At 42.4% G+C, this 19177-nt stretch carries 13 protein-coding genes and 1 tRNA gene; 11 read left to right on the top strand and 3 right to left on the bottom strand.

Annotated features, from left to right (window positions below):
* Nucleotides 1-327: 327 nt before the first annotated feature.
* The gene (locus LX64_RS24250; RefSeq protein WP_111600295.1) at nucleotides 328-885 is read right to left on the bottom strand and encodes a hypothetical protein; all 558 of its coding nucleotides are present in this window, start codon (nucleotides 883-885) and stop codon (nucleotides 328-330) included.
* 335 nt (nucleotides 886-1220) lie between these two features.
* On the opposite strand from LX64_RS24250, the gene LX64_RS24245 reads away from it, so the two are divergent.
* From LX64_RS24245 to rpiA, 5 genes are all read left to right on the top strand, one after another.
* Nucleotides 1221-1667 (top strand): hypothetical protein, encoded by a 447-nt coding sequence (locus tag LX64_RS24245; RefSeq protein WP_148707444.1) that lies wholly within the window; start codon nucleotides 1221-1223, stop codon nucleotides 1665-1667.
* A 139-nt stretch (nucleotides 1668-1806) separates the two neighbouring features.
* Complete coding sequence (locus LX64_RS24240; RefSeq protein WP_111600293.1) at nucleotides 1807-2925, top strand: efflux RND transporter periplasmic adaptor subunit; 1119 nt, start codon at nucleotides 1807-1809, stop codon at nucleotides 2923-2925.
* Between the two features lie 30 nt (nucleotides 2926-2955).
* Nucleotides 2956-6099, top strand: coding sequence for an efflux RND transporter permease subunit (locus LX64_RS24235; RefSeq protein ID WP_111600292.1), 3144 nt, complete (start codon nucleotides 2956-2958; stop codon nucleotides 6097-6099).
* Nucleotides 6083-7522, top strand: coding sequence for an efflux transporter outer membrane subunit (locus tag LX64_RS24230; RefSeq protein WP_111600291.1), 1440 nt, complete (start codon nucleotides 6083-6085; stop codon nucleotides 7520-7522). The genes LX64_RS24235 and LX64_RS24230 overlap by 17 nt, the downstream gene beginning before the upstream one ends.
* A 76-nt stretch (nucleotides 7523-7598) precedes the next feature.
* On the top strand, nucleotides 7599-8288 hold the full coding sequence (gene rpiA / locus LX64_RS24225; RefSeq protein ID WP_111600290.1) for a ribose 5-phosphate isomerase A: 690 nt from the start codon (nucleotides 7599-7601) through the stop codon (nucleotides 8286-8288).
* Here rpiA and LX64_RS24220 read toward each other — a convergent pair whose 3' ends face one another.
* Nucleotides 8289-10424 carry a DNA topoisomerase 3 gene (locus LX64_RS24220; protein ID WP_111600343.1) on the bottom strand — a complete coding sequence of 712 codons (2136 nt, stop codon included), beginning with the start codon at nucleotides 10422-10424 and terminating at the stop codon, nucleotides 8289-8291. It lies immediately after the preceding gene.
* A 218-nt stretch (nucleotides 10425-10642) separates the two neighbouring features.
* Between LX64_RS24220 and LX64_RS24215 the strand changes: the two genes are divergently transcribed.
* On the top strand, nucleotides 10643-11188 hold the full coding sequence (locus LX64_RS24215) for a DUF892 family protein (protein WP_111600289.1): 546 nt from the start codon (nucleotides 10643-10645) through the stop codon (nucleotides 11186-11188).
* Nucleotides 11189-11372: 184 nt separating this feature from the next.
* Entirely contained in the window at nucleotides 11373-13538 is a 2166-nt protein-coding gene (locus tag LX64_RS24210; protein WP_111600288.1) for a catalase, read from the top strand.
* Nucleotides 13539-13939: 401 nt separating this feature from the next.
* On the opposite strand, the gene LX64_RS25880 is transcribed toward LX64_RS24210, so the two are convergent.
* Nucleotides 13940-14269: a hypothetical protein gene (locus LX64_RS25880; protein WP_148707443.1), complete on the bottom strand. Its 330-nt coding sequence runs from the start codon at nucleotides 14267-14269 to the stop codon at nucleotides 13940-13942.
* A 280-nt stretch (nucleotides 14270-14549) separates the two neighbouring features.
* Between LX64_RS25880 and LX64_RS24205 the strand changes: the two genes are divergently transcribed.
* From LX64_RS24205 to recD, 4 genes are all read left to right on the top strand, one after another.
* Nucleotides 14550-14633: transfer RNA gene (locus tag LX64_RS24205), tRNA-Leu, on the top strand.
* Between the two features lie 391 nt (nucleotides 14634-15024).
* Entirely contained in the window at nucleotides 15025-16335 is a 1311-nt protein-coding gene (locus LX64_RS24200) for an AAA family ATPase (RefSeq protein ID WP_111600287.1), read from the top strand.
* A complete protein-coding gene (locus tag LX64_RS24195) occupies nucleotides 16322-16981 on the top strand; it encodes an RloB family protein (protein ID WP_111600286.1) in 660 nt (219 codons plus the stop codon). The genes LX64_RS24200 and LX64_RS24195 overlap by 14 nt, the downstream gene beginning before the upstream one ends.
* Before the next feature lie 354 nt (nucleotides 16982-17335).
* Nucleotides 17336-19171: an exodeoxyribonuclease V subunit alpha gene (gene recD / locus LX64_RS24190; protein ID WP_245952817.1), complete on the top strand. Its 1836-nt coding sequence runs from the start codon at nucleotides 17336-17338 to the stop codon at nucleotides 19169-19171.
* Nucleotides 19172-19177: the final 6 nt, after the last annotated feature.

The raw sequence follows: 19177 nt of genomic DNA, 5'->3' as shown, positions 1-19177 counted from the left end.
CTCCCCCAAAAAGAAATCCCAACGCCCTTCACCACAGTAGTACTAAAGCCAAATCACAGCCCCGATCCAACGGCCACGAAGTGAATTGGCCGTTGGTCCTCCTTTCTTTGGTTACTTTCTTTGGAGAAGCAAAGAAAGTAACAACGGGATTTGAAATAAAAAGAATAAATGCGATTAAGAATTAGAATGAAAAATCATTTATACAATAAACATAATTTATCGCTCGCCTTCGGCATTGCTCGCCTCCGGCAACAATACGCCTCCGGCAAAAAAAAGGCTACCTCATCAAGAGATAACCTTTTAAAAATAAAATTTAAAAAATCAGTTTTACATCCTCGCCACCGCGTACAACTGCTTCACCTTATACACCTTATCAGCTTTATCAAACTGTTGCAACGCTTTATCATTCTTAAACTGCATATCTAACATCACATGAAACTTTTCATCTGTAGGAAAAGCTTTCTTCAAATTTTCTTTCGTTAACAACAATACATCATCACCAGGTTTTGTGCTGAAATAGTAAACAGTTTCACGCGTACGTTCTTTGCCGTTTTCGATGTTGACAGTACGTTTGTAGAGATCGAAATGTGTAGTGTCGACAATCGTATACGTACCTTCTTTAAAGAAACGGTACGAAGTACCTTTATCATCTTTAAAGCCGTACACTTGGTGTTTGTCGAGACTAACTTTATCGGCCCCGTTTACTTTAATAGCTTTGGGTTGAAAGGCAACATCGGCATTGATCTTCGCATCTTTATAACTTAAACGAGCATTTACATAATCTTCCACGGTTAGGTATAAGCCGCTACGTTGTTGGGATTGCGCGTTCGCCGAGATTGTAATGGTGCTAGTAACCAAGATGGTCATGAAGAGAGATTTCATCATTTGGTTTCGATTTAGTTCAACTACAAATGTATAAAAATATTAGTGCGAAGACTTGGTAATTTATCATGTTTTTGGTGCAAACTTGTTAATGAAATATTAAAATAGTAACGGTACTTTTTACGTTTTTAATGTAGATATTTGATATGTCATGTATGCCGATAAGGCTACGTGGTGGCTCGTTTTGATTATTTTGTAAGGATGGCTATTTTTCTTTTCGATTTCATCAATAAAAACAAGTATTCATTAAAATGTACAACACGTTCATGCATTATTTAATACCGTTGTTCACTTTATAATTTTGAATACTGGGTTGCAACGATTATTTTTGTGGATTCATGCAAGTAAGTGTTAAACATATCAAACGATGGACGATCTGCTTGCTGTTTTTGATGATTCAAATAGCAGCGGGTGTAACAGCGGCTTGGGCTTCGTACCAGCCGGTGTGCATCGATGTGCATGATTTAGAATCATATCCACTCAACGCTTCAGCACCCCATCCCAATTCGCTATTAGCCGAAAAGATGGACTTGCTGGAACAAGACGATGCACCACAAGATGCCATCGAACTAGTAAAACCCTACAAACCACGCAGGAATAAACTTCGTTACTTCGTTAATCAAGTCAATAAACAACTCAATCTCGCTACACCGATTGCGTTTTATTTCAACTGCATCCACGAACAACAAAACTTAATACCTGTCAATAAAACAGGCGAATATAGCCGTCACCGCGCGTTTCTGCCTGCTTATTACAATTTCCTCTTTAGGCTCTATCCATTCTGATAGGTATTTATGCTCCTTATTTAATTTTTCACAAACACATTTCATTTAATTCAACAAACGTGCGCCGTGTGTTGCGGCAGCGTATTGACTTTCCTTTTTAACTTGTTCCGTTGCAGAGCGGAACCAGAACACTATTGTTATGCAAATTCATTCAGCGATCTATATATCACTGGCAGCTATTGCTATGGCCGGTTGCGCCACTAAAGCTAATAATAACGCGGATGCTACCGCTAAAACTTTGCCGGTAACAGAACTTAAAGCAAAAGATACCACCATGCACCGTTCCTATGTAACAGGCATCGAAGCGCAACAAAACGTTGAAATCCGCGCGAGAGTAAACGGTTTCTTAGATGCCATACATGTCGACGAGGGCGATGAAGTAAAGAAAGGCCAAATTCTTTTCAGCATTAGCGACGAAGAATTTAAAGCAGAAGTAGCCAAAGCACGCGCTATCCTCAGTAGCGTAATCGCAGAAGCAAAAGGCGCGGCCTTAGAAGTAGACCGTGTGAAACTACTCGTAGAAAAGAAAGTAGTAGCCGCTTCGGAACTAGAAGTAGCTAAAGCTCGCCTAGCCGCCGCCGAAGCCAAAACTGATGAAGCCCGCTCTAGCTTACATGCCGCGGAAAACAGGTTACAATACACCACCATCCGCGCTCCATTTAACGGTGTAATCGATCGTATTCCTTTGAAGAAAGGTAGTTTAATAACAGAAGGTGCCTTGTTCACTACTATCTCCGATGTTGCGAATGTATACGCGTACTTCAACGTAAGTGAAACAGAATATTTGTCATATAAAAATGCTATCGACAATCATAAACACGAATATGAAAACGTGCGCCTTGTATTGGCCGATGGAACAGATTACGATTTCCCCGGTAAAATCGAAACCATAGAAGGTGAGTTCGAAGAGAACACCGGTTCCATTGCCTTCCGTGCGAAATTCCCGAACCCGAAAAAACTCTTGAAACACGGGGCCAGCGGTAAAGTAATGCTTACCAGTGAAGTAGAAGATGCCGTATTAGTACCCGGTAAAGCCGTGTTCGAGATGCAAGATAAAAACTACGTTTTCGTAGTAGGAAAGGATAATAAAGTGAAAATGAAAAACTTCGTGCCGCTCTCCCGCATGGCGCAATGCTACATCGTACAAGATGGCTTAGCACCAGGCGAAAAAGTTGTATCTGAAGGCGTGCAAAGTATCCGCGATGGTATGTTAATTCAACCGCGGATGGTGCCGATCGATTCATTGTTGCGCATGTAATGATTTTATTTCACTGAATTTATTTTTTCGATGTTTGAAACGTTTATAAAACGACCGGTGCTGTCACTGGTTATATCTCTTATTATCACATTGCTAGGGTTGTTAGCGTTATTCACGCTCCCTATTACGCAATTCCCCGACATTGTACCGCCTTCTGTAACCGTTACTGCGAAGTATACCGGTGCGAATGCCGAAGTGTGTGTGAAAGCCGTTGCTACGCCACTGGAAAGAGCGATTAACGGGGTGCCGGGTATGACGTACATGTCGTCGGTTTCCAGTAACGACGGTATCACCGTTATCCAAGTATTCTTCGAAGTAGGTACCGATCCCGATCAAGCCGCCGTGAACGTACAAAACCGGGTGGCTACCATTATCGATGAGTTACCGGAAGAAGTAATCAAAAGCGGGGTAACTACCGAGAAAGAGGTGAATAGTATGTTGCTCTACTTAAACGTGATGAGCGACGATGAAAATCTCGATGAACAATTCATTTACAACTTCGCCGATATTAACGTATTACAAGAGTTAAAGAGGATTGATGGGGTAGGGCGTGCTGAAATCATGGGTGCAAAAGAATACGCCATGCGTGTTTGGCTGAAACCTGATCGTATGTTGGCCTTGAATGTTTCTTCGGATGAAGTTATTGCCGCTATTCGCAGGCAGAACATTGAAGCGGCTCCCGGTAAAACAGGGGAGAGCTCCGATAAAGATCCCAACTTGCAACAATACGTATTACGCTATACAGGTAAGTTCTTCGAACCGAAACAATACGAAGAGATTGTTGTGCGTGCAGGCGCCGATGGATCAATTTTATTATTGAAAGATGTAGCAGACGTAGAATTTGGCTCCCTCACGTATAGCATGGTGTCGAAAACAGATGGTAAGCCTTCCGCTTCTATTATGTTGAAACAACGCCCAGGATCGAATGCACAAGAAGTAATTGAAAATGTGAAGTTGAAGATGGAAGAAATGAAAGCAACGTCGTTCCCGCCGGGTATGACGTACAATTTCAATTACGACGTATCCCGCTTCTTAGAAGCCTCCATTTCGAGCGTAATTAAAACATTGTTCGAAGCTTTCTTGCTGGTGTTCTTGGTGGTATTCATCTTCCTACAAGACTTTAGATCTACTTTAATCCCAGCACTCGCCGTACCTGTGGCCTTGATTGGTACCTTGGCGTTTATGCAAATGATGGGCTTCTCCATCAACTTGCTCACCTTGTTTGCCCTTGTACTGGCCATTGGTATTGTAGTAGATAACGCGATTGTGGTGGTGGAGGCCGTCCATGTGAAGATGAGCGAAGAACATATGGGCCCTATGGAAGCCACGATTGCTGCCATGCGCGAGATCAGTGGTGCCTTGGTAGCTATTACCTTGGTAATGTCGGCTGTGTTTATCCCGGTGGCTTTCTTATCTGGCCCAGTGGGTGTATTCTATCGCCAGTTCTCCTTAACGCTGGCCATCGCGATTGTGATTTCTGGTATAAACGCCGTGACGTTAACGCCGGCTTTATGTGCCATTATGTTGAAGCACAATACAGGCGAGAAAAAAGGTTGGTTGCAGAAATTCTTCAACAGCTTCAACCGTGGTTATAACAAAACAGAAAGCAAGTATGCGAAGTTAATTGGTGCTATTGCAGGAAGGCGAATAATTACGTTGCTCTGCTTAGTAGGATTCTTCGTTGCCACATACGGTATGAGTGCCATTTTACCTGGTGGCTTTATTCCTACGGAAGACCAAGGTATGATCTACGTGAACGTAACCACCCCGCAAGGTGCAACCGTTGAACGTACCGAGGCTGTACTCGACGAAATCCAACAAATCGCCGATAAAATGGATGAGGTAGAATCCGTGTCTATCTTAGCCGGTTATAGCTTGGTGAACGAGGTAGCGGGTGCTTCCTATGGTATGGGTATGGTGAACTTGAAAGCATGGAAAGAAAGGAAAGCCTCTGTGAACGATATCATTGCCCGTTTGCAAGAACAAACAAAGAATATCAGCGATGCTACGATCGAATTTTTCCCACCACCCACCGTACCGGGCTTCGGTAACAGTAGTGGTTTCGAATTACGTTTACTCGATAAAAGCGGTACGGGCGATTTAGAACAAACAGCCGCTCAAACCAATAAATTCATCGATGCACTGAAAGCCGATCCTGTAATTGGTAGTGCATTCACCAGCTTCGATGCCAGCTTCCCGCAATACATGATTCACTTAGATCAACAAATGGCGGCGAAGAAAGGGGTGAGTGTAGACAATGCCATGAGCAATCTACAAACCCTCATGGGTAGCTTCTATGCATCTAACTTCATCCGCTTCGGGCAAATGTACAAGGTAATGGTGCAAGCCGATCCTCGTTACAGAACAAAGCCGGAGGACTTGTTGAAGTTGCATGTGAAGAACGACCGTGGCGAAATGGTATCGTATGCCGATTTCATTAAACTGGTACGCGTATACGGGCCAGAACAATTAACCCGCTACAACATGTATACAGCGGCCATGATTAACGGTGATGCCGCGCCGGGATATTCTTCCAGCCAAGCAATTGCAGCGGTAGAGAAGGTAGCAAAAGAAAGCTTATCGCGTGGTTATACAATTGAATGGAGTGGTATGACGCGTGAGCAAATTCTATCGGGTAACCAAGCCGTATATATCTTCCTTATTTGCTTGGTGTTTATTTACTTATTGTTGGCGGCTCAGTACGAAAGTTTCTTATTGCCGTTGCCGGTAATTCTTTCCTTGCCTGCCGGTATTTTCGGTGCTTTCTTATCGTTGAAATTGATGGGCTTGGAGAATAACATTTACGCGCAGGTTGCCTTGGTCATGTTAATTGGTTTGCTGGGTAAGAATGCCATCCTCGTAGTAGAGTTCGCGATATTAAAGAACAAGCAGGGCTTGTCGGTATTAGAAGCCGCAAAGCAAGGTGCAGTATCGCGTTTGCGCCCGATTTTGATGACCTCCTTCGCGTTTATTGCCGGTTTGATACCATTGTGTATAGCTACAGGTGCGGGCGCTATGGGTAACCGTTCTATTGGTACAGCAGCTGCCGGTGGTATGTTGGTGGGTACAATTTTCGGGGTGATTATTATCCCGGGCCTCTATGTACTTTTTGCATCGATGGTGAAACAAAAACCGCAAGAAATTAAAGTAACAAAACATGAAGCAACGCACTAAAAATATTTCATGGGCATTGGCAGCGAGCGGTGTACTGCTCGCATCCTGCCAAACACAAAAACGTTCATTCACTTTGCCGGAAAACAATACGGCATTGGCAATCGAAACCGCGTCGCGCGATACATTATCGCTCGCCTCGTTCGATTCCATTTTTCAAGATGAACATTTAAAACATCTCATCGATACAGCGCTACAAAACAATTTCGACCTGATAGCAGCTACGCAACGCTTGCAAGCGGCCTCCGCGAATATGATGATCGCGAAGAACGCTTGGTTGCCTACGGTGAATGCTGTAGCCAGTGCAGGGGTGGATCGTTATGGCGATTATACGTTGAATGGCGTAGGTAACTACGATACCAATCTTTCACCCAATATCAACGAGAAACAACGTATCCCAACCCCGCATACACCCGATTATTTCTTAGGCATCCGCAGTTCGTGGGAAGTAGATATCTGGGGAAAGATCAAGCAAAAGAAACAAAGCGCCATAGCGCAGTTCTTTGCCACGCAAGAAGGTCGCCGTTTATTGCAAACGCAAGTAGTAGCCGGGATTATGAATATCTACTACGAACTCCAAGCGCTCGATAATGAACTAGAGATTATTCGAAGTAACGTAAAGCTACAAGATGCTGCTTTGGCAACGGTACATATTCAAAAGGCCGGTGGCCGTGCTACAGAATTGGCGGTACAGCAATTCCAAGCGCAGCTATTAAGTACAAAAGCATTGGAGTATAACGTGCTGCAAGAAATTACAGCGCTGGAAAACCAATTAAATGCTTTGCTAGGCAGGTTGCCACGAACAATTACACGTAGCAAGTTGTCGGTACAGCAATCTACCTTACCCACTTTGCAACAAGGCATCCCGGCCAGTTTATTACTTAATAGGCCGGATATTCAACAAGCGGAGTGGCAATTGAAAGCGGCCAAGGCCGACGTAAACGCTGCTAGGCTGGCATTCTTACCATCGTTAAGTATTACACCTTACGTGGGCTTTAATGCATTCCGACCAGAGGTACTATTCCAAACCCCGGCATCGTTAGCATGGGGCGTATTGGGCGGATTAACAGCGCCGATTTTCAATCAAAAACAACTGAAAGGCAACTTCAACCAGCAAAAAGCAAATGCTTTCGCTATGTATTATGGTTACCAACAAACAATTGTAAACAGTTACCAAGAGGTGGCTACGCAATTGAACAAGGTGTCGAACCAGCAAGAAGCCTTCAAGTTGAAACAACAAGAAGTAATGGTTTTGCAGAACGCTGTATCTACAGCAAATACGCTGTATTCTACCGGGTATGCTTCGTACTTAGAAGTCATTACCGCGCAGAAAAGCGTATTGGAAGCAGAACTTACAATGATAAACACCCGTCGACAAGTGTTCCAAGGCCTCGTACAATTGTACAGGGCACTCGGAGGAGGTTGATGATGTTGAATTATAAGTGTTAATGTGTACGCTAGGTCATGTCTATGACCTAGCTTTTTTTATGTAATTTTATACCATGGAAGACTTGAAACAAAAAGCAGCAGCAGCGGCCTATCAACTCGTGCAACCTGGTATGCTGGTAGGTTTCGGCGCAGGTAGCACCATTGCACACTTGATCGAGAAGATTAAGCTCGACGAGAACTTAGCACGTTCCATTACGGCGGTCACCTCTTCTTTCAATACGCAGCAACTATTGCAAGCCCATCAAATAAAAACGCAGGCAATTAGTGTTACGACTTACTTGGATATTTATTTCGATGGATGTGATTTGTTCGACCAATCGTTGAATGCCTTAAAAAGCGGCGGTGGTATTCATACACGCGAAAAATTATTAGCGGCTATGGCCCGTGATTTTATTTTAATTGGTGACGGATCGAAGTTCGTACCCCAATTACTCGTAAATGTACCGGTGGTAATAGAAGTGCTACAAGAAGCGATCTTCTTTGTGCAACAACAAATCCTCCAACTATGGCCCAACGCAAAAGCTATCTTGCGTCTAAGCAATAAGAAAGATGGTGCCGTGATTACAGAGCATGGGAATGCATTAATCGATATTTACTTCGAATCGATGCCCGCTGTAGGCATGATCAACACAAGCCTAAAAGCGATTCCCGGTGTATTGGAAACGTCGCTATTCTATCAAATGGCCACGCAAGCCATTATTGCCGATAAGAAAAGCGTGCAGCACATTTACCGTGAACGCTAATTAGGGTTCTACTTGTAATTGGAATTGCGCATCGAGGATAATTTTGCCGTCGATAGGGTTCGGCTGCGATGGGATTTGCAAGCCTTTCAACTTTGTTGTTTTCTTCTTCGTAACGAGGTCGGCAATTTGTTTTTCATTTAACTTCTTCCCAAATACTTCAAAAGGAATCTTAAACCCGCATACTTGGAAGTTGGCACAGCCATAGGCCGTATTCCCCTTTTTGAGGGCATGCGTTTGGCATTTGGGGCATTGTAAAGCACCTACTTCAACTACCTTCTTCGGCTTGGGTTCTTTCTTCACTTTTTCTGGCTCAACAGGAGTAGGCGGTGCCAAGGTAATTACCTTGTATGCATTGCTTTTCACCTCGGTAGTAAGTTCTACAACCATGGTAATCAGTTCCTGCTTAAAGGTTTCCATTTGGTATTCCCCTTTTTCGATGAGGCGGAGTTTGCGCTCCCATGTACCCGTTAGTTCCGCGCTTTTCAGTAATTCGGATTGAATGGTATCAATGAGGTCCATGCCTGTTTGTGTAGCGAAGATGTTCTTCTTTTTCTTCTCGATATACCTTCTTTTGAACAAGGTTTCGATAATATTGGCGCGGGTAGAGGGGCGGCCAATACCGTTATCTTTCAGCAATTCCCGCATCTCTTCATCTTCTACTTGCTTACCGGCCGTTTCCATGGCGCGGAGCAAGGTTGCTTCTGTAAAAGGTTTGGGAGGCGTGGTTTTGCCTTGGTGAATTTTCGGGGTATGAGGCCCTGTTTCGCCTACTACGAAGTGTGGTAAAGTTTTCTCTTCCGTTTCTTCCCCTTCTTTTTTACCATCGGTAGGTTCGTCTTTGGAAGGTTGATCGTTCGCGTACACTTCTTTCCAACCGGGTTCTATGATTTGTTTACCGGTAACTTTAAACTCTACCTGGCCTACTTTACCAAATACCGTGGTGGTAGAAATTTTACATTCCGGGTAAAAGGCAGCAATGAACCTGCGCGCAACGAGGTCGTATACGCGTTTTTCTTCGAGTGATAAGGAACTAGGGTAAACGCCTGTGGGAATGATGGCGTGGTGATCCGTTACTTTCTTGTCGTCGAATACGGCTTTTAGTTTGGGAATAGGCTTTTCCAAAAGCGGGGCAATAAGCGCTTTGTAAGGCGTCATATCTGTTAAGATGCCGGCGATTTTGGGGTGTAAATCTTCGGAGAGGTAGGTGGTATCTACACGGGGATAGGTCACCAGTTTTTTCTCGTAGAGATTTTGGATATGTTTCAGCGTTTCATCTGCTGTATAACCGAATTTCTTATTGGCTTCTACTTGCAAGCCCGTTAAATCGAATAGGCGAGGGTTACCTTCTTTACCGTCTTTCTTTTCGAAAGAGGTTACTTCAAAGGGATGTTCCTTTAAGTACGCTAAGCCCTTTTGTGCTTTATCAAGACTTTTCAATCGTTCGATCGTAGCGGTGAACTCCACTTCGCGGTAAAGTGTTTTCAACTCCCAATAGTCTTCCGACTTAAACGCATTAATTTCTTTCTGGCGGGCAACAATCATGGCCAACGTGGGTGTTTGTACGCGGCCGATAGAAAGCACCACTTTGCCCATCCCGAATTTCTTCGTGAATAAGCGGGTTGCATTCATACCCAGTAACCAATCTCCAATGGCGCGGGCCGACCCGGCTGCATAGAGGTTGTTAAACTGTTCAGCATCTTTGAGTTGTTGGAAACCGTTTTTGATAGCTTCTTCCGTAAGGGAAGAAATCCAAAGGCGTTTAACGGGGGCGGTGCATTTGGCTTTGAGTAATACCCAGCGTTGGATCAATTCTCCTTCTTGCCCGGCATCACCACAGTTGATCACCTCTTCACATTGTTGCACAAGGTTTTCGATGATCCCGAATTGTTTTTGTACACCGGCATTCTCGATGAGTTTAATTCCGAAGTGGGAGGGAATCATGGGAAGATCTTCCAATCGCCACATTTTCCATTGATCGTAATAGTCGTGCGGTTCTTTTAGGGTACAGAAATGCCCAAAGGTCCACGTAACTTGGTAACCATTGCCTTCATAATAACCGTCTTTCCGCTGTTTGGCGCCGATTACTTCAGCGATATCCCTTGCTACACTAGGTTTTTCCGCAATACAAACTTTCATAATACAATCTAAAAATGGCTGGCGAAGTTCGGATTTTTTTTCATTCGCCGAATAATAACTAATGTAAGCAAAGGAAGTGAATCCGCCAACAACTTGTAGCAAAATCGCTACGCCATATTCCCCAAGAAATTTTTTAACAATGCATATAGGATCGGTGTTTTACAAATTGCATCATTTTTGATTTACTCTTTTCCAGTAACCATAAAATTAATACGAATATGACCAGCTGGGGACATGATCCACTATTACACTCACAAGATAGCGGCAGCACACTGCTGCACCAATTGTTTGTACGCGAAATGCGTTGCTTGTATTGGACGGCCTTGTCGTTAGTCGACCAGTATAAACAATGGGAAGAAATTGCCGAAGCACGGGAATTGAAGCGAGCGCTAGCCGTTCACAATCATCAAACTAAGCAGCACGTAAACAGAATTGAAAGCGTGTTGCAACATTTGGACCTACCATTGGCATTCGAAGAAAGCGTGGGAATGAAGGGCTTGATTAAAGAAGCCCGCAGAACAATGTCGGAAACCAAGGAGAAGTCGGCCCAACGCGATGCCGCATTAATATTATGCTGGCAGCGGATTGAACATTACGAAATTGCCACCTATGGTGGACTTGTTACCTTTGCGGAGACCTTACAATATCATTTGATAGCGGATATATTGCGAGAAACATTGAAAGAGGAGAAGGAAATGGACGAGCAATTATCGGCTATTGCGGCGCGGTATATTAATACCGGCGCCTTGCAAGAAACGGTGTAGGGTTCTTTAGAACAACTGTTTCTACCATTCCATTGAACGTTCTGCTGAACGGAAAATTTAGTAACACCCTGGGTATGTTTACATACTTGGGGTGTTGCTTTTTAGAAGGCGGCTGGCTTTTTGTAACACTATGGTATACAAATCCATACTCAACGAATTTCCTCACCTTCTAAACATTTCATCAATGGCAACCCAAGATTTTCCTGGTAACATCAACAAAAAGCAAGAAGACCTAGAGCCCAATAAGGAAGAGTCTTCCGGCGAGTTCATGACCACCAACCAAGGTGTAAAAGTGAACGACGATACGAATTCTTTAAAAGTGGGCGACCGTGGCCCGTCCCTTTTAGAGGATTTTATTCTACGTGAGAAAATTACCCATTTCGACCATGAACGTATCCCCGAGCGCGTAGTGCATGCAAGAGGGGCAGCCGCCCACGGGTATTTTCAAGTATATGAATCGATGGCGAAGTATACGAAAGCAAAATTCTTACAAGACCCGAACGTACAAACCCCGGTATTCGTAAGATTTTCGACCGTAGCCGGCTCCCGTGGTTCCACCGATTTGGCGCGTGACGTACGCGGCTTCGCTGTGAAGTTTTATACGGAAGAAGGGAACTTCGATCTAGTAGGCAACAACATGCCGGTATTCTTCATCCAAGACGCCATCAAATTTCCCGACTTAATACACGCCGTTAAACCCGAACCACACAATGAAATTCCCCAAGCCGCAACAGCGCATGATACGTTCTGGGATTTTATATCGCTCAGCCCCGAATCGATGCATATGATCATGTGGGCCATGTCGGACAGGGCTATACCGCGTAGCTTACGCATGATGGAAGGCTTTGGCGTACATACCTTTAGATTTGTGAATGAAGAAGGCGTATCGTACTTCGTGAAGTTCCATTGGAAACCCTTGTTAGGCGTACATTCAGTGGCATGGGACGAGGCACAGAAAATTTCCGGTAAAGACCCTGATTTCCACCGCCGCGATTTATTCGAAGCCATAGAAAATGGTCATTTCCCGGAATTTGAATTCGGTGTGCAGATAGTACCGAAAGACGATGAACACAAATACGATTTTGATTTGCTGGACCCAACGAAAATTATCCCGGAAGAAATAGTACCTGTCGTAAGAATTGGCAAAATGGTATTGAATAAGAACCCGGATAACTTCTTCGCAGAAACGGAACAAGTAGCCTTTCACCCGGGCCATATTGTGCCGGGGATTGATTTTACAAATGATCCACTGTTACAAGGCCGTTTATTTTCTTATACAGACACGCAATTGATCCGTTTAGGAGGCCCGAACTTCCACGAGATTCCAATTAATAGGCCGGTGGTGCCCATTCATAATAACCAACGTGATGGATATATGCGCCAAGAAATTAATGTAGGCAAATCGAGTTACCATCCGAATTCAACAGGTGGTGGATGCCCGTTCCAAGCGAAGATGTCGGAGGGTGGATTTACGTCGTATCCCGAACGTGTAGATGCACATAAAGTGAGGGGACGTAGTAAGAGCTTCTTGGATTTCTTTAGCCAGGCGAAATTGTTTTTTAATAGTCAATCGGAGTATGAGCAACAGCATATCATTCGTGCCTTGCGATTTGAATTAGGTAAAGTAACGATACCGGCCATACGCGAGCGCATGGTAGGATTGTTATCGCATGTCAACTCGCGCCTTGCAGCGGAAGTGGCAGCAGGATTGGGAGTAGACATAGATGAACCGTTAGCCCCAGTAAATCATATGTTTGGAGCGGATGCGAACACGGTGGAATTCCAACCGGTAGAAAAGCAAGCGCCTATCGACAACGCACCATCATTAAGCATGGCGAATACTATCAAAAACACCATTAAATCGCGTAAAATCGCCGTGTTAATAGCCGATGGAGTAGATGAAGCCGCTGTTGCAAAAGTAAAAGCCGAACTGGCGCAAGCTGAGGCACAAGCAGTGCTAATTGGCCCTCGTAATGGTAGCATCGTTACCAGCACTAATACAAACATCCAAGCCGATATGAGTTTATTAACCACCGCATCGGTTCTATTCGACGCTGTGTATATTCCCGGTGGCGATGAGCATGTGAATGCATTAATCGCCGACCCAGATGCTGTTCATTTTGTAAACGAAGCATATAGTCATTGCAAACCAATTGCTGCGAATGGTGAAGGGATTACGTTTTTACAAGCAACGTATGTTGGTACAAAACTGGGTAGCAATAGTCCTGAAGCCACTTTGGGATTGGTATTATCGGAGAATGCAAATAGTACATTTATCCAACAATTCATAGATGCCATTGCGCAACATCGATTTTGGGATCGTGAAAAACGGGATAAGGTGCCTTCATAAATTCTTAGCACAAGAGTAAGCGTAAAGCTTACTCTTTTTTATTGCCTGCCGGATTGTTATTTTAAAGCTGTTTTTAGGGCGATTTTTTATCAACCGAACATTTTGTTGTCATAGGTCAAAAGGCGCCTTTTATTGGCCTTAAAATGCCTTATTTTGATCTTGCCCATGCTCCAAGGCAATCTCGTTCTTGGCTCCCCAACCCCCCCAACTGCTAAAATTTAGCACAAAGCCTTTGACGACCCTTTGAAAACCCTTTGAAAATCGCCTGGAACCCTTGAAAACACTAGGGGTACCCTTTGAAAGACTTTAACTTCCCTTTGAAATCGCTTAAAACCCTTGCCAGTACTGTAGGCACCCTTTGAAAGACTTTAACCAGCCTATAAAAAGCCTTTGATAACCCTTTAACTTGCCTTTAAGGAGACTTTGCGTTTGGCCGGGTTGCCTTCACAAGTAGCTGGTTTTCCTTTGATTATATGATAGCTATTAGGAGGAACCTTGGTGAAAGTCGATAAAATCCAAGGTAAAAGCTTACTTGTTATCGGTAAAATAGGCCCTTTGATAAGGTTTTTGTCGACAAAAGCCTTGGTAACTGTCGGTACGGCCCGCGCCAATTCTGGGGTTCTGTAGGTAAAAGTCGGTGAAATGTCGGTGAAAAAAGTGTAGATGCCCGAAAACACTGGGGTTTCTGCTTGGTGGGTATTGGGTTGATAGCGTAATGGATTGGTAACCAAGTAATGAAGTAGTACCTATATTTCTCGCAGTGGTTTTTACAATATGTTTTAAAGGTTTTTCTATGGTTTTCCAATATTACCCCAATGTTCTTCCAATGGTAGAGATATATGTTGGATGTTTTGGGGATGTATTTTGGATATGTTTGGGAATGAAAGCTGATCGCTTGTAAGACAATGAATTATGGAATTTTCCTACAATTGAAAATAATTTTTTGCAGAATTGAAAAACAATTCTACATTTGCAACCCGAACGGCGCAAAACGCAGTTCAAAAGATAAGAGCCCAGATGGCGGAATTGGTAGACGCGCTAGACTCAAAATCTTGTTTTCGAAAGGGAGTGCAGGTTCGATTCCTGTTCTGGGCACAAGATGGCAAAAAGGTCGGAGAATTTTCTCCGACCTTTTTTGTTTATTTCTTATCGCTCCTACATTATTTCCTCGTTACCAGGGCGGTCTTGCCTTTGTCTATCCATTCAGTTGAATCATATTAAAAATAGAATTGAATCACATAAGTGTCGACTGCATATTTGCTTTATAAGCGTTAATATACTTTTATTTCAAGGATATGCCTTTAAGGGAAAGACATGTTAAAGGGGATAATTCCTTTAACATTTGAAGGCGATATGTAGCGTGTAAATGGAGGATGTTTATTTTATTTGAAATTGAAAATGATTTACAAAAATTTGATAAAAAGGTATTGCTTGTTAATAATAATTGCTATTAATTTTGTAAATTGATTCCAAAATTGAAGAGAGGATGATTGTAAATTTCAGTGTTCAAAATTTCGGTCCAATAAAAGATAAACAAACATTGTCATTTGAAGCCGATAAATCAAGTTTACTTGAAGACTATTATATAATTCAAGCACTTGATGATGTAAGAGTTTTAAAATTGGGGCTTATATATGGTGCGAACGCCTCAGGCAAAACCACTATTTTAAATGCACTAGATTTTTTGCGTGATCTTGTTATAGAGCCAGAAACAAAAAAAACTGAAACATTAGATTTTAACCCATTTTTATTTGATGTTGAGTCTTCCTTGCAGAATTCGCATATATCAATTGATTTAATACAAAATGGAACGCGTTATTTTTATGAAGTGGAGTTCAATAGAAAGGCTATTATTAATGAAGAGCTATATTTCTACAATCCCAAGAAAAATAATGTCTATAAGAGAAGTACAGATGTAGAAAAACAATTGTCATTAATAACTTTCAATAGTAAGATAGAAAAAGATAAGGATATTACTAAAACGCTTGCTGCTAATACACTTTGGAATAATACTGTATTAGGTGGTTTTATTAAAACAAATATTGAGCAAAAACACTTGAAAGATGTAACCGATTGGTTTGCGAATTATTTAAAAAGAATAATTGTAACTCAAACCGATCTTAGTACTTATGTTACAGCTCGTATTGACAATGCGGAAATTCAAAAGGAAACTGTGTTAAATATTTTAAAACAAGCTGACTTTAATATTTCCAATATTTTAATTGAGAAGAAGGAGGAGGCTATCCCCAATGGTTTTATTGAATTTTTAGAAAAACAAGTAAAAGCTCCAAGTGATAAATTGGAAGAGCTGAAAATCAAGGGGAAGGTTACGTCTTTAAACCTAGAGTTTGAACATACTGTAAACAAAGAAAAATATAGTTTGCCATTTGATCTCGAATCGCAAGGGACTAAAAGGTATTATGGATTTGCTGGAGTATTAAGTTTGGTAATTCAAAAGCCTGCTATATTTCCTATCGATGAGCTCGAATCCTCCTTGCATCCAGATCTGTTTACACACTTTATTGTTTCTTTTTTAATAAATTCAAAGAAGTCTCAAATCATAGCAACTACGCATAATAGAGAAGTATTTAACAACAAGGATATTTTCAGAAACGATGCCATATGGTTTACAGATAAATCAGAGAAGGGTACTACTGAATTATACTCCTTGGCTGATTTTGATACATCGGTAATCCGAGATACCACTAATGTATACAATGCTTATAAAGCCGGTAAATTAGGCGGAATTCCCAATTTAGGTGATTATTTTATAGATATCGAGGATGAGGCAAAGTAACAAAAGATTATCACCAAAACCTTTAAGATTTGCTTTCGTTGTTGATGGAGAATGTGAAGTTTGGTATTTGCAAATGTTGAAGCGTAATGAAAGAAAATTAGGTATTACTTTAAGTCCACAAATTCCGCAAAAAACAAAATTAGAAGATCAATATAATAAAGTGATCGAACTGAGTGAAGACTATGATAAGGTATTTTGGATTATTGATTTAGATGTGGTAAACAACGAAACTCTTTTGGCCGAAAAAGGAACTCAAACTCCTCTGCAGAAATTAGAGCGTTATTATAATGCTATCGTAAAGAAAAATGCAAAGAGTAAAGAATCCAGCATAATTATTATTATAAATAATCCCTGTTTAGAGTTTTGGTTTTTGCTGCATTTTGAGTCTACTGCAAAATATTTTACTGATTGTAATAAAGCTATTGATAGGCTAAAAAAGCATTTACCTAATTTCGATAAAACACAAAAGTACTTTACAGCACAAGGAAACGATATTTATTTAAGGCTTAAACCGCATTTGAAATCCGCTATTGACAATGCTAAAAAATTGGGTGATTTTGATTTCCAAAATCCACGTGCTGGAATGGCACAGATGCAATTCTTTTTCGAACTAAGTGGGATTGATTATGAAAATGTAAAGTTCTAAATTGTAAGTGTCCTGCTAATCTTTATCGACTGCAAAATAGCAATTGAAACCATCGCCTCCCAAGTGCTTTGTTTGAGCCGTTGCTATCAAGGGCATAATTGTAGCCAATCGTAAGAATAATGTTCGCATAAATACTGTAGAACGGGGCATCGGAACACGGCTTGCAACAACTACATGTAGGAAGATATTACATTTTTTACAGAAGCTCTACGGTTTCCCCCAACAATCTTCCCTTTAAAATCCCATACTTTGAATAACTTTGCAAGTTGCTATTCCCCGGGTACCACCATAAAAACCTGCGGAATTAGCACCCGTTGCAAATTATTCGCTTATCTTCCTAAAAAATACGCCTTAGTGCCTGTAGAACAGGAGAAACGTAGTATGAAAAATATTGTTACGATTAACGATGTGCACCAACAGTTCGCGGAATACTTCGATGTACCGGCTTTGAAGCCATTCATTTACTTGTTATCCAAAAAACTCGGCGAGGGACATATCTGTTTAGACTTGCACAAGCTCGAAGGAGATATCCAAGACTTACCCGGTTCCTATGCGAACCAAGTGGATGCCTCGCGCCTGTATAATTCTCAACTGGTGGCTATTAACAATGCGGAAGATAAGCCCTTCATCTTGCATAATGGCCGCTTGTATTTCCAACGCTATTTCAAGTACGAAACCAATTTCCTCCGGTATATCGCTGCTTTCTTACAAGCCGAAGAAAGCGTGTTGCAAGAACGTATCAACATCTTGCAACAACACGAAGCGCAAGTACGTGCGCTTTTCCCCGGTGGCTCAACCCCCGAAGGTAGTGCCGACAAAGTTGATTGGCAATTAGCCGCCGCCATCAGCGGGGTATTAAACAACTTTACCATTATTACTGGCGGCCCGGGAACAGGTAAAACCACTACCGTAGCAAAAATTCTGTCCATTCTATATACCATCGATCCACAGTTAAAGGTAGCCCTAGCTGCCCCCACTGGGAAAGCTGCTGCCCGTATGGCCGAAAGCTTACGGAATGCGGCCGCACAAACCGACCCGGCAACAGCGAAACGTTTCCAGGATTTAAGTCCTTCTACCATTCACAGGCTACTGAAGCCCATCAACGGTTCTCATTATTTTAAACACAATGAAGAGAACCCATTGAATTACGATGTAATGATTGTCGATGAATGTTCGATGATCGATTTGGCCTTATTTTCCAAGTTATTGTCGGCCATTAAACCTACATCGCGGTTGATTATGTTGGGCGATAAAGATCAATTAGCTTCGGTAGAAGCAGGGAGTTTGTTCGGGGATCTTTGCCAGGCGCAGGAACAATTAAATGTTTTCTCGCCCGAAAGAACAGCGCTAATGAATAGCTTTATGGCGCAGGAGAGTGCTATTACTACTACAGCGAACGAGCATCAAAGTAAACACCCTTTGTTCGAACATGTTGTAGAGCTTCGTCATAGCCGAAGGTTTACCGGGCATGCAGGCATTGGTAGGTTCAGTAAAGCACTCATTCAAAATAATGTACCGGTTATCCAAGCATTCCTTGTACCGGGTGCAGATGAAGAAGTACATATCGATCAACAGTACAACGAAAAGTTATTCGAACAATTCATTAGCGAATACGCCGAGTTCATCAAAGAAAAAGATATCCGTTTAGCCCTCAAAAAGCTAAACAACCTACGTGTACTTGTAGCCATACGCGATGGAGCGCAGGGTTTAACCACCATCAACCGCCGCATCGAAAAATACCTGCAAGACAAAAAGTTATTACAGGTAAGCACGAACTTTTACGAGAACAAACCCATTATGCTTACCCGTAACTATTATGAACACGGCCTGTTTAATGGCGATACAGGCATTATTCGCAAGGATGAAAGCGGTGTGCTGATGGCATGGTTTGAAGATACAAACGGCGATTTGAAAGCCGTTTTCCCGGGATACTTGGCACAAGCGGAAACTGCTTTCGCCATGACTATCCACAAAAGCCAAGGCTCCGAGTTCACGTCGGTGCTTGTTGTATTACCCGTTAATGAAACACCCATTCTTACAAGAGAATTGCTGTATACCGCCGTTAGCCGCGCCCGTAAAAAAGTATTTGTACAAGGCAGCGAGCAAACGATTATCAACGCCGCCGCTAAATTCGTGGACAGGGGTTCCGGTATCAACGCAAGAATGGCTGCCGGGAAGGAGGATCAATAAAAAGTA

Source organism: Chitinophaga skermanii (assembly GCF_003259335.1).
Lineage (GTDB): Bacteria > Bacteroidota > Bacteroidia > Chitinophagales > Chitinophagaceae > Chitinophaga > Chitinophaga skermanii.
The sequence above is the reverse complement of the archived record's forward strand: the minus strand, read 5'-3'. Positions and strand labels throughout refer to the sequence as shown.